This window comes from Alicyclobacillus contaminans DSM 17975, from assembly GCF_000429525.1.
GTDB lineage: Bacteria > Bacillota > Bacilli > Alicyclobacillales > Alicyclobacillaceae > Alicyclobacillus_A > Alicyclobacillus_A contaminans.
The window spans coordinates 14,716-27,125 of the sequence record NZ_AUCA01000025.1; the positions used below are offsets into that span (position 1 = coordinate 14,716).

Annotated in this window: 13 protein-coding genes and 1 pseudogene; 5 read left to right on the forward strand and 9 right to left on the reverse strand. The window is 58.8% G+C overall.

Going from position 1 to position 12,410, the window contains the following annotated elements; genetic code table 11:
• Positions 1-18: 18 nt before the first annotated feature.
• Together G463_RS0110320 and G463_RS0110325 are read right to left on the reverse strand one after the other, a co-directional pair.
• A complete protein-coding gene (locus G463_RS0110320; RefSeq protein WP_035486789.1) occupies positions 19-588 on the reverse strand; it encodes a bifunctional transcriptional activator/DNA repair enzyme AdaA in 570 nt (189 codons plus the stop codon).
• Positions 589-669: 81 nt separating this feature from the next.
• The gene (locus G463_RS0110325) at positions 670-1,773 is read right to left on the reverse strand and encodes an NAD(P)H-dependent flavin oxidoreductase (RefSeq protein ID WP_035486792.1); all 1,104 of its coding nucleotides are present in this window, start codon (positions 1,771-1,773) and stop codon (positions 670-672) included.
• A 279-nt stretch (positions 1,774-2,052) separates the two neighbouring features.
• Here G463_RS0110325 and G463_RS0110330 point away from each other — a divergent pair, with 279 nt between their 5' ends.
• Positions 2,053-2,388 (forward strand): DUF1284 domain-containing protein, encoded by a 336-nt coding sequence (locus G463_RS0110330; RefSeq protein WP_342663820.1) that lies wholly within the window; start codon positions 2,053-2,055, stop codon positions 2,386-2,388.
• A gap of 533 nt (positions 2,389-2,921) precedes the next feature.
• Complete coding sequence (locus G463_RS0110340) at positions 2,922-3,368, forward strand: hypothetical protein (RefSeq protein WP_026975107.1); 447 nt, start codon at positions 2,922-2,924, stop codon at positions 3,366-3,368.
• 9 nt (positions 3,369-3,377) lie between these two features.
• Here G463_RS0110340 and G463_RS19900 read toward each other — a convergent pair.
• The 7 genes and pseudogenes from G463_RS19900 to G463_RS0110375 all read right to left on the reverse strand — a co-directional run bounded on the left by G463_RS19900 (position 3,378) and on the right by G463_RS0110375 (position 9,515).
• Positions 3,378-3,703 (reverse strand): annotated as a pseudogene (locus G463_RS19900) (hypothetical protein).
• A gap of 107 nt (positions 3,704-3,810) precedes the next feature.
• Entirely contained in the window at positions 3,811-4,614 is an 804-nt protein-coding gene (locus G463_RS0110350) for a class I SAM-dependent methyltransferase (protein WP_035486798.1), read from the reverse strand.
• Between the two features lie 279 nt (positions 4,615-4,893).
• On the reverse strand, positions 4,894-5,454 hold the full coding sequence (locus tag G463_RS0110355) for an NADPH-dependent FMN reductase (protein WP_026975110.1): 561 nt from the start codon (positions 5,452-5,454) through the stop codon (positions 4,894-4,896).
• 86 nt (positions 5,455-5,540) lie between these two features.
• Entirely contained in the window at positions 5,541-6,752 is a 1,212-nt protein-coding gene (locus tag G463_RS0110360; protein WP_026975111.1) for a hypothetical protein, read from the reverse strand.
• Positions 6,739-7,548 (reverse strand): ABC transporter ATP-binding protein, encoded by an 810-nt coding sequence (locus tag G463_RS19905; protein WP_051322186.1) that lies wholly within the window; start codon positions 7,546-7,548, stop codon positions 6,739-6,741. The genes G463_RS0110360 and G463_RS19905 overlap by 14 nt, the downstream gene beginning before the upstream one ends.
• Before the next feature lie 166 nt (positions 7,549-7,714).
• A complete protein-coding gene (locus tag G463_RS0110370) occupies positions 7,715-8,434 on the reverse strand; it encodes a 3-ketoacyl-ACP reductase (protein ID WP_026975112.1) in 720 nt (239 codons plus the stop codon).
• A 58-nt stretch (positions 8,435-8,492) separates the two neighbouring features.
• Positions 8,493-9,515 carry an NADH:flavin oxidoreductase/NADH oxidase gene (locus tag G463_RS0110375; protein ID WP_026975113.1) on the reverse strand — a complete coding sequence of 341 codons (1,023 nt, stop codon included), beginning with the start codon at positions 9,513-9,515 and terminating at the stop codon, positions 8,493-8,495.
• Between the two features lie 168 nt (positions 9,516-9,683).
• On the opposite strand from G463_RS0110375, the gene G463_RS22830 reads away from it, so the two are divergent.
• The 3 genes from G463_RS22830 (at position 9,684) to gluQRS (ending at position 12,375) form a co-directional block, all read left to right on the forward strand.
• Positions 9,684-9,821 carry a hypothetical protein gene (locus G463_RS22830; RefSeq protein ID WP_156900169.1) on the forward strand — a complete coding sequence of 46 codons (138 nt, stop codon included), beginning with the start codon at positions 9,684-9,686 and terminating at the stop codon, positions 9,819-9,821.
• 171 nt (positions 9,822-9,992) lie between these two features.
• Positions 9,993-11,267 (forward strand): hypothetical protein, encoded by a 1,275-nt coding sequence (locus G463_RS0110385; RefSeq protein ID WP_026975114.1) that lies wholly within the window; start codon positions 9,993-9,995, stop codon positions 11,265-11,267.
• Positions 11,268-11,343: 76 nt separating this feature from the next.
• Positions 11,344-12,375: a tRNA glutamyl-Q(34) synthetase GluQRS gene (gene gluQRS / locus G463_RS19910; protein WP_051322187.1), complete on the forward strand. Its 1,032-nt coding sequence runs from the start codon at positions 11,344-11,346 to the stop codon at positions 12,373-12,375.
• Positions 12,376-12,410 lie beyond the last annotated feature (35 nt).

Consider the following 12,410-nt stretch of genomic DNA (forward strand, 5'->3'; position numbering starts at 1 on the left):
TGCGGCCACCTGTCCTTGTCACCGAAGATCTTTGTCCAACGATACCCCTTCCCGAGCGATGGCGCGATACGTCGTCGGACTCATTCCAACCACCTTTTGAAACACGGTAGAAAAATATCCGCCATTGCCAAACCCCAGGCGTTCGGCCAACTCGACCATCGAAATCTCAGATTCCCGAAGCCACCGCTGCGCTTCAGATATTCGCTTGTACCGCACATAAGTCGCCGGCGTCACCTGCATCACTCGCTTAAACGTACGGTGAAGGTGGTACGGGCTCATGTGCACGGCGTCTGCAATGATCTCCAGGGTGAGCGGTTCTGAGAAGTGAGCATCCAAATACTGAACCGTGCGTCGAACCAAATCGTCGTCGGGCAGCTGCTCTGCTTGGGGACGGCAGCGTTTGCACGGCCGGAATTGAGCGGCGAGCGCAGCTGCGGCCGTGGGAAACACCAACACATGACTGCGTTTCGGCGTCCGGGACCTGCACGACGGCCGACAAAAGACGCCCGTGGTCCGGACTGCGTACACAAATTGCCCATCGTATGCGCGGTCGCACCGCACGATAGCCTGCCATTGCTCCTCCCGCATGTTGCGTCCCCCCTCATTCACTCAAAGTATAGCCGGCTTGTCGGCGGGGTGAACAGAGGAGGGAGATGAGAGGGCAAGAATTCAAATCGGCGATCCGTCTGAACGACCGGCCAACCGTTCCAGGACCGCTACGGCTTGGTCCATCGTCTCCCGGACAACGTCCCGAGCGGCCCGGCGCTTCGCCAAGCGCAGACCCTGACCGGACCACATCGACATGAATTCCGCATTCTGTTGCTGAGCGGCCGCGCGTCGAATGTCTTGCGTCAACTGATTCTGAACAGGATACTCGGGGATGGTCCCGGCATACTGCGCCATTCGGTTCATGAACTCTGTTCGAATGCCTCTCGCCAGTTTTCCGGAGTATGCACTCGTAACCTCCGTCTCATCCTCGCGGCTTGTCAACACGCGCTGCTGGTACAGCGGATGCGCACCGCTTTCTGGGCACGACAGAAACGCCGTTCCCATCTGAACGCCGGCAGCCCCAAGCGCCAGACAGGCGGCCAGTCCTCGTCCATCCATGATGCCGCCCGCGGCGATGACCGGGATGGATACCGCGTCCACCACCTGTGGAACTAGGGCCAGTGTGCCAATCAGTGCCCGGGACGGATGCGACAGAAATGTTCCGCGATGTCCGCCTGCCTCGCTGCCCTGCACAACCACACAATCCACGCCCGCGGTCTCCAACGCCACAGCTTCCTCCACCGTGGTTGCCGTACCGAGAATCCTTACCCCTCGCCGTTGCAACGCCTGCATCACATGAGGTTCGGGAATGCCGAAGGTAAAGCTGAACACAGGAACCTGTTCGTCCAAGATCACCTGAATCTGTTCCTCAAACACGTAACGCTGCTCATCCACCGCCCCGTCGGCGGAGCAGGTGCCCGAGATGCCCAATTCGCGGCGAATGGGCTCCAAGTATTCGTTCATCTGCTGGATATCCACCTCAGAGACGGTGACCGCTTTCGGAACGAACAAGTTGACCGCGAACGGTTTGTCGGTCCGGTCTCGAACCTCACGGATGGCAGTCCGCAATTGCGCGGAAGACAGATATCCTGCGCCAATCGTCCCAAGCGCGCCCGCGTTGGCGACGGCGGCCACCAGTGTCGGCGTGGTGATGCCGCCCGCCATGCCGGCCTGGATGATGGGATATTGAATGCCGAGGCATTTCGTGAATACGGTTTCCAACATACGCGGTCCTCCTCCCTGAGGATGTTGATGACCACGGCGGGCCACTGTGCTCAGCATAGCACAAGCGTCGAATCGTCGTCCCATCAGTGGATGCACATTTACACCTCGGCGGCGCCTGTGACCCATTCGCTTTCCCCCTCATCCGCCGGGCATGGTACCATGTCGATATCCCATCTGAAAGGCTTGGAGGGTTGATCCGTGTTCCAATTGCGCGGCCACCACCTGTTGTGTCTCGTTGGATACCGCGGCATGGGCTATTCCAATGAATATGTTTCCAACATGACGCACGTCCATCAAACGTTGCGGTCGTACCCCGATACCCCGTTGCTGCTGGTGAGCGGACCGGATGATCTGTGCGCGAAATTCCCACCATCACAGCCCCGCCATTGTGAGGACGACCACATCTTCCAGCGCGATACCGCCGTTCTCGAACAATTGCATCTGCGCATTGGGCAACAGATACCCTGGCGAACCGTGGAAGACCGCATTCGACACCACGTCGTGCCTCACGACATTCATTCGCTCTGCAGTACCTGCTTCTGGCGCGCCTATGGCGTATGTGAAGAAGGGATTCAAGATATCCGCACCGGCAGAGGACTGCGTCACATCCCATAATTCGTGGAACTTTGAAGAAGTCGCGGATCGTTACAAAAAAGTTGCCAACTTCGTGTGACATTTGCACCTTGACCATCGTCTATCATTTAGAATGGATGAGGCGGGTGAATTTCGTGGCGCGCACGCCGTTTCGATGGTATCGTCTGACTGGGACCCTGCACATCGGTGACATTGGAAACCGGACGGATCAGGTTTTCATCCATTACGTGGAAGCGGCGTCCCGTCACAACGCGGTGAAGTACTATGGCGGCAGACGCACGTTCGTTCATCCGTCCGGTGAGCAACTGAACGTGACGTTGCCCTCGCGCGAACAGCACGTCGAGCCCATGCCTCACCACTGGTCACCGACGGTACTGACGTCTTCGCCGCCCCTCCCAGGCATTGTCATCTGTGTTTCAAACGCCATTCGATATCGATGTGATCATTGCGGAAAAGAACGATTCTCGGAGCACCACTACCCTTTCATGTGGTGCAATTGCTCTCACAAAGCGTTTCCCACTCCCCTCGAGCGACACTGGATAGGAGAAAGGTGAGTGCACGTGTCCGTGCATGCAGTCATAGATGTGGAATCTTGGACCAAACGAAAAATCGGCGCATTGCTGCGCAAACATTACCAGCCCTGTCTCATGGAATCGGACGGATACCTGTCGGTTTATCTGGTCAATCCGGACATTCTCCACGACCTCCCTCCGGCCTGCTGGCGGCTGTTTGTGGACGTGTACGATTCGTTCACCGCAGAGTGGCTGCGTCAGTCTGGCATTCATCAGCTGTTGGAAGAACGATTTCTGGGCAAGGCATTGACGGAAGACGTGTTGGCAGACATCCTCGATGCCGTCGCGCAGCAACTGCTCGCATTTGAAGAAACCGTAAAGACAACCTACATTGAGCAACTGGAAGCGCGATTGATCCAGGCGCTCTGTCCGCCGATACTGGCCGTCGGCGCCGACGCGGATCTGCAGCGGAAGGCGGGTGAGCCGTGACGTATTGCATCATCCCGTCCATACCGCTCCATCCCGCCCGTTGGACGAAACCGGCAGGCCATGGCGAATCCGACGGTAGACCTGCTCCAGCCATTTCTGCCGCTTGGACTCAGAACTGCCCTTGACGCGGGCGAATACAAATCGCCTCACGGGATGAAGTCCACAGAATTTCAACGTGCCGGCCCACACGGCCACCCACTCGGCGCTTCTGCGCCAGAACCGTGCGTACCACTTGGGAGAATCCATGGTATAAGTAATCCGCGCTCAACCTGTTTGAGAATGGCCGCATTGAAACTGTTTGGATTTGGGTGTGCATAAATGACCAGCACGTTCACTCAAATCACTCCTGACAAAGGTTCGTTGGTCACGTGGTCTTGCAGCGCGATGCCGCTCATGAATCCGGCCCTTCATTCGGAACGGAGACCTGCGAAGGCGTTCGGGGTCATCGTTTGACTGCGAGTCCCATCCACTCGTCGCCCTCGAAGGATTCCACATGACCATGTTTCTCCACGACGCAGAAGTACTCCCGGCCTGCAGCGGACGCCTGCAGCATGTACTGTTCAAGGTCCGCAGTCAGCCCGTCCTCATGGACCATGCGGCGAACCCACGTCGTAAATGGAAACGCTTTTCTGCGCGTACGCTCCCGGACGATGTCAAATCCGGCGGCATTCAACCACAGCCGCCACTCATCCACCGAGGCACAGCGGACGTGGCTCGGATCGCGCATTTTTTCGATGGTATTGATGTATTCCGCAGCCTCAGACTCGGGTGGGGCCACATTGTCTATGATGAGCAATCGGCCTTGAGGCCGCAGAACCCTGTGTGATTCGCGCACAAACACGTCAGGACGCAGAAAATGATGCGGGGCAATCCGACACGTCACCACGTCAAACGAGGCGTCCAGAAAGGGCAACTGCTCTGCGTCCGCAAGCACATAATCGACGTTGTCACAACCGGCCGCCGCCAAGTGTTGGCGAGCCGCCATCAACATGAGTTTGGTGACATCACTCGCCACCACACGGGCCACGTGAGGTGATAACGCTTTGGCCACGTGCCCTCCGCCCGTGGCCACATCGAGCACGCGCCACCCCGGTTCCGGCCGAAGCCAGTCCACCAGTTCCACCAGGTCCCCGCCCTTCGCATGCCCTTCACTGGTCACATACCGATCCGCAACCGGACCGAATTGCGCCTGCACCGTTCGTCGGTGCAGTGCCTGTTCGTCCACGCGAGGTTCGCGCTCCTGCATGCCGACCACCTCCTGCAATGACAATACTCGATACGCAGTCGTTCGCGTCATTGGAGGATACGGTGTCCCCATCGCGTTTCCGGATAACCCGGAGCGTGATACCGCATCGTACCGTAATTGGTATACGGAGATGAAAGATAGAGAGAGGAACACGGAGGAATGTCGGGGACTTGAATCTTGTCATCGCCCGGTCTGCGGCGCCCGGACCCTGTGTCGGGAGGACGCCGCTCACTCGAGCATGAACCCATGTCTCTGCACAAGCGCTTGGGGTACCGTTCTTCACGCCTGTGCGGCGGACATCTGGATGAAGGCGATAAACTTATCAACCACGGTGTCGAGGAACTCGAGCGTCACCGGGTCCGTCAGTCGGCCGGTGATTGCGTCAAACTTCTGCCCTGCGAAGTTGATAAGAACTTCATTCCCTCCGGGAGGCAACACCTTCGCCTGCACGCCGGGACTCGCGAGAATCTCGCGCAGATGCAGCTGTGCCCTGACGGTTCCGAGCATCGCCGGGGAAACGCCAGCCGTCATCACCGGTTTCCCGATGAACACTTTGTCCACACGCGACGCCCAGTCGATGGCGTTCTTCAGCACGCCCGGCACAGACCAGTTGTATTCCGGCGTGATGATGAGCACGCCGTCGGCATCCGCGATTTGTCGTTTGAACTGAACCACGGTCTCGGGTGGATGGTTCTCTTCGTCCTGATCATAGTATGGAAGTTGCCGGATATCCAGAATCTCGATGTCCAACCGATCACGGTACCGCTCCTGCATGGTGCGCGCCAATTGCATGTTATATGATTCCCGCCGCAAACTTCCGACAATCGCCACAATTTTCACGATGGATACCCCTTCTTTGCTCCAGTGTGGTCTTTCGCTTCAAACGAATATTAATATAGTTGCTTACTTTTTTCAACAATATCATTTCATCGCCCCAGCCATCGCAGACCTGCCCAGAGCACGAGCCATAAGACACCCAGTCCGAGGGCAAATCCCAGTCGCATCCGTTCCGCGGGCAATTTGAGCTGCCACGGATCTACCACCTGCTGCTGTTGGATGGCGGACTCATACAGGGGGCGAATGCAAAACCCCCACCACTCGAAGGCCATGAATACCCAGAAAGCCACGCACACCATCTTGATGGCAAACCACGGGGGACCGAACGCACTGGTGAGCGCGGCCATGGTGAGCAGCCACAGATCACGGAGGGTGCCCTGACGGCGCAGGGAGCGCAGCAGTATCCACCATACCATCGGCTGCAACGGACGATGCAGAAGCCGCTCCACGCCTCCAACCAGCCACTGCGAGGGGCGCTTCATCCATGGATGCAACTGGCTGCGAGACTCCATGTCGGCGGGCAGCGCCAAGTTCTTCAACGAGCGCACGGCGCCCATGTCGTAGTATGTCTCCCACGACCGCATCGCCAACATCGGCACCGCCACCGCGAGTCCCGTTCCAATCACCACCGCGAACGCCCACAGCCACCGAATATCCTGAGTCAACAGCAGGCGACTCGCAACCATCATTCCCGGCAGCGCGGTCACCACGCGGAACAGCTGGAACACCCCCCAGCGCAGCCACCCGCCCGCCCCCTGTGGAGAGAGGCCGCGACTGATGATTCGAACCGTGGCGGTGTAGGCTGCCAGCAATAGCATCAACGCGACCCACCGAATCGTCGGAACCCCGAGCACCCACATGATGGGGGTTCCCACCACCCCGACAAAGGCAAACCAAGCCAGGCATACACAGAAATTTTCCCCCCACAGTGTTGTGAGAACGCTCCACCGGCGCACTGGGGACAGCAGTAGAAACAGTCGATCTCCGCTGTTCAGCGGCCATGTCACCCCACCATAGCTGACAAGGTGATAGAGGAACAAGAGTATCAACAGCAATCCGTCCACCAATACGGCGAGCGGAATGTGCGGAAGGATGATGGTCGCGGGGCTCAGTCCCTTCGTCCACGCGCCGCGGTAATATTGAACGACACTGTACGTCAGCAGCGCCAGGCCTGGAATCACGATGTAGAGAGCGACGGTCCAGTCCACCACCAGCCTCAGGTACTTGGTCCAAAACCGGATGGAGTACCCAATGCGCCGTGCCGACCATTCGGCGAGCAGGCGGGCCTCACGCGTCCTCATGGCCGACCGAATACCCTCCTATCGCTTCAAACATGTGGATGAAAATATCCTCCAACGAGGTCCCAACATTGCCCGCCATCGACCGCAGATCGGCCAATGTCCCCTGTGCGAACAACCGTCCGTTCATCATGAAGCCGAAGCGATGGCACATGCGTTCGGCGGAGTCCAGCACGTGCGTCGATACCAGCAACGCCGCCCCCTCCGCCCGAACGCGTTCCATTCGCTCGCGCAGTTTCCGAATGGAAATCACGTCGAGGCCGACGAACGGCTCATCGACAATCAGAATGTCGAAGGGAACGAACAGTGCCGATACAATCATCAATTTTTGAAGCGTCCCCTTGGAACATTCGTGCGGCAGCTTGTCCATGTGCGGAAGCAATTGAAAATCATCCACCAGTTCCTGAATCCGTTGATCCCACTCGCTTCGTTCAACCATGTTCCAGAGTCGCTGTTTCCATTCCAGGTGCTCCCTCAGTGTCAAATCTGGATAGTACATCGGCTGCTCAGGAATGTAGGCGATGCGTCTCCGCAATGAAACCGGCAGGGTACGCCCACGGCCAAACCGTTGCCCATCCACGATAATGGCGCCATCATCGAGCGGATGCAGCCCGAGCAATCCGCCGATGGTGCTGCTCTTTCCAGCGCCGTTGGGGCCAATGAGTCCAAACACCTCACCTCGTTTCAGTTGAAAATCAATGCCCTGCACGACTTTCTTGCCGCCGCGTACCACGGTCAGATTCTCCACCGTGAGCACGGGATCTGGAGCGGGCGGCAGAGCATCCACCAACGTTTCCATGTCGCAACGACCTCCAAGCCCGTGGTCAAACCGAGAGACAGTTCCAGTTTTGTCCATCCAAAGCCATCTGTCAATCCCTGCAGACGTCTGGCGATTCACCAAGAACAAACAAAGAGCCGCAGGCATGGAAACCTGCGGCTCTGTGGATCTCGCGAAGAATGAAGGATTATTGAGGATTGGTCGTCCAAATGCCCGCCACGTTGACAAACACCCGCGGCGGCAGCTTCAGGATGGACACCACCAATTGGGCCACGTCCTCCGGTTGCATCATCCGGTCTTCCGGACCAATCTTGAGTCCGGCCTTCACAGCCAGTTCCGTATTGACCGTGCTCGGAGTGAGCGCCGTGACCTGAATATTGAACTTGCGGGCTTCCTGCATCAGCGACTCCGTGAAGCCTATCACGCCGAATTTCGAGGCGGAGTAGGCCGAAGTGGTCGCCGCACCGCGCTGCCCGGCCGTGGAGCTGATGTTGATGATGGCCCCGCTTTGCCGTTTCACCATGTCCGGCAACACAGTGTGCGTCACGTAATAGGTCCCCAACAAATTCACCCGGATGATGCGTTCCCATTCTTCCGGATCCATCTCCAGAACCGATCCGAACGTTGCCGTACCCGCGTTGTTGATGAGCACATCGGCCGGGCCCAGGTCTTCCCGCAGCTTCGCGGCTGCGGCAACCACCTGCGCCCGGTCTGACACATCCACCGTGGCCGTCGCGACCCGGACGCCATGCGCGCTGCGAACAGCGTTGGCCACCTGTTCCAAATCAGAATCTGTACGGGCCATCAGAGCCAGGTTCGCACCCTCTGCGGCCAGTTGTTCTGCGATGGCTTTGCCGATGCCTTTCCCCGCGCCCGTGATCCATACGATTTTCCCCTGCAGACTCATCGTTGTCCCTCCGTGCTGTGTGATTCAATACACTCGCTGTCTGCCGACTCGCGCGCCTTTAGAACGCCCGCGTGTACTGCTTCGGCACCTCCGGCGTCACCCCAAGGGCTTGCGCGGCGTGGATCGCCCAGTACGGATCGCGAAGCATGCCCCGAGCTATGGCCACGAGGTCCGCGTCACAGTTTCCGACCACAGATTCCGCGACGTGGAAGTCTTCCAACATCCCCACGGCAATCACGGGGATGTGCAACGCTTCCTTGATGGCGCGAGCAAACGGTACCTGATACCCGGGGTAGTTCCCCGGTTTGCGCGCCCCCGGACGGCCTTCGCCACCGGAACTGACGTGGAACATATCCACCCCTGCGCGCTGGTATTCACGACAGATCTCAATCATGTGCTCCAACCCGTAACCACCATCCACGTATTCGACCGCAGACACCCGCATCAACAGCGGCATCTGGCTGGGCAGTTGGCTCTTCACAGCCTGCACGACTTCCACGCCGAAGCGGGCCAGGTCCTGTCCGTACTCGTCGGACCGACGGTTGGTGGAAGGAGAATGGAATTGGTGAATCAGATAGCCATGCGCACCATGCAGTTCCACCGTGTCCACGCCCGCAGCCACCGCCCGCTTGGCCGCGTCCGCAAACAACTCGACCATCCGTTTGACTTCATCCGTCGTCATCTCGCGCGGCGTTTTGTATTGACTTCCCTCAAACCGAATCGGAGACGGTGCGACCGGCTGAGCGGCATCTTCCGCTTTGCGGCCGGCGTGGGCAATTTGGATGCCAATTTTGCTGCCATAGCCATGCACCGCATCAATGATCCGGGCAAAGGCCGGAATTTGGTCGTCAGACCATAATCCCAGGTCATAATCGGTGATTCGGCCATCCGGATGCACGTCGGTCATTTCCATCAGAATCAATCCCGTGCCGCCGACGGCTCGGCTCGTATAATGCGTAAAATGCCAATCGTTCGGTTTGCCATCCTTGGCCGTGACCGAATACTGGCACATGGGGGCCATGACAATTCGATTCTTCAAATCTAGACCTTTGAGTTGAAACGGTTCGAACAAGTGCGCCATGTCTCCACTCAGCTCCTTGTCTGTAGTGTGCCATTCCCCACTGGAGCGCAGCCTCACCGCAAACCCGCAACGTGCAACCTCCGGCGCCTCCCTGGGTACAATCCTAGAGAACAAGCCCGGCCAATGCAAAGTGCCGGACAGCCGACGAATTAGGAGGTATTTCCCCACATGACTTCCGTCAAACGCGAGAAACGGCCGGAGGCGGCCATTTGGGCGCTCTATCAGCAAACCTGCAAAGAGGCGGGCAAGCAGCCTTCCCTCGAGGACTTCAAGGATTGGGCCGCACGACTGGTGAAGCGTATGTAGCTCTGTCGCAGATGCGGTGGGATCTAAAATGCTAGAACAACGTCAATTTATTACAAAAAGTAAGCAAAGTCAAATGCAGCCGGTCCCTCCGATGTGATCCATCCCACAGTCCGTGGAACGGACGCCAGGATACAATGGAAGGGGATATCCACCGCTCGGAGGGGAAGGCGTTTGCAAGAACCATTGACGAAAAAGCGATTGTCCGCCACCGTGTATTATTTGCTGACCGGCCTTGCGTTCGGCGCCCTGGCGATGTTCCCCATCGGCGCGATGCTTGGCGACTGGCAGCGCGGTGGGGTCTTCACCCCCGCCTCTCTGGCGGAGATCCACGCACTCATCCTCGGCTTCATGTTGACCGTTGCTTTGGGCGTGATGTATCAAATGATTCCGATTGCCTTCCAGGCGCCTGCGGTGCCGCGCCACGTGCTGTATTGGCATCTGCCGTGGCACATGGTGTCCGTACTGTTCATCACATGGGGGTTCATCCTCGCATCATGGCCCTGGGTGGGCGTGGGCGGTCTTTCGTTGATATGTGCGACCGGCGCATTTCTTGGACACATCCTGCGCAGTTTTCGACAGGCAAAAAACCGAACCATCGTCCACCGCCACCTGCTTCTCCCCATCGTCGGCCTGTGCCTGGTCCTCTGTATTGGCGTCATACAGGCACTCGCACCGAGCGCGGCCGGTCCCTCATTGGTTCATTCTCACGTGATCGTCGGTGGGTACGCGTTCTGGGGCAGTTTGGTGATGGTCCTGTCGTACAAACTGATTCCCATGTTCAGCCTCAGCCACGAGTACACCGTTTCCCTGCGGCGCACCATGGTGCTGTACACCTGCGGATACGCATGTCTATTGGTGTCGGCGTGGATGGCGGGGCTTCGCGCCACCCTTGTCCGCGACCTCGGCGCCCTCGGCGTGAGTCTCGGAGCAGCAGCATTCGCCTGGGATCTCACGCAGATTCTCCGAGCGCGAAAGCGCCGGCGCCTTGTGCGTCCGGTTCGGCATGCATTGGTGGCCTCTTTCCAGTTTACGGCTGCGCAAATTTTGCTCAGTGCGGCTCTGGCACTGCATCAGGACGCCCTCGTTTCATCTGCGGCGGTGCTGTACGCGCTCGGCGGCCTTGTGGCCCTGATGTTGGCGTACATGCAAAAGATTGTGCCGTTTCTTTGGTTCGAATACCGTTTCAGCCGACGCCCCGAACGCAAAAGCGCGCCGTCCATCGATGACATGGTTCCTCACCGGCTGACGGAAACGTCCTTCTGGATCTACCTGGCGGGCGTGATGATAGCCGTCGTCGCGCCGTGGCTCGACACTACGCTTGTCCCGTGGCAACCGTTCCTCTGTTGGAGTGCCGGTGTGCTGATGGGCGCAGGCATGCTGCTGATGGCTGTTGCGCTCCGCACCGTCCTGACCATCGGAGGGCCGCGTCCGAACGATGAATTCTGACCCGTTCTCCTTGCCCTTGAACCCTCCCCTGCTCTTGCCGTATCATGCGTAAAGAGTTGATACAGGGGGGATGGTCATGCCAGCGTCCACAGTTCGAGGGCGATTCGCACCCACCCCGTCCGGACGAATGCACCTCGGCAACGCATGGACTGCCCTATGGGCTTGGCTGCAGGTACGCCGTCACAACGGATCCCTGGTGCTCCGCATGGAGGATCTGGATCTCGCACGCTGCAAGCCAGCGTATGCGGAGACCATTCCGGCGGACCTTCGCTGGCTCGGGCTGGACTGGGATGAAGGTCCCGGTGTCGGCGGCCCGCATGCGCCCTACGTCCAGAGTGAGCGGGTGCACCGCTATGAGCAGGTGTTTCAACAATTGGTGCATAGCGGATGGCTGTACCCCTGCTTCTGCACTCGATCCGAACGACTCGCCATCGCCAGCGCTCCCCATGCGGACGGTGATTCAGCGCCTGTACGCTGCGCCTGCAGAGACCTGGATGAAGCCAAACGGACGGAGCGCGCTCGGGACAAAACGCCTTCGTGGCGACTCCGTATACCGGACGAGACAATTCGGTTTCACGATATCCATGCAGGCGTGCAAACGGTGGCCGCGCGGTTTCTCCCGGATGTGGTGATCAAACGGTCCGACGGGATCATTGGGTATCAACTGGCCGTGGTCGTGGACGATGCGGAGATGGACATTTCCCATGTGCTGAGAGGGGCCGATTTGCTCACGTCAGCGGCGATTCAAACCGTGCTGTTCAAAGCGCTGCACCGTACCGTTCCGCGATTTGCCCACGTCCCTCTGCTCTGCGACGAGAACGGACGGCGCTTGGCGAAGCGGCACGAGGACGCGTCCTTGGCCGCGCTGCGCCACGCGGGTGTCCCGGCACAGCGCGTGTTGGGTGTCTTCGCTCACCTGGCGGGTCTCCAGGCGCAACCGGATCCAGTGGATGCGCGCGATCTTCTTAACCACACCGGCCCACGCTTCTCGTCGATGGCACCGATTCGAATACCGAGCGAGTGGTTGTATCGCGTCCTGTACGAAGGAGATACGCGTCCATGCCCAACACGAACGGAGGTCGAAAGCACCGGACGCCCGAACGAATAAAATTCGCCGAGAGAAAGTGAAGGCCCTCTGGTCAG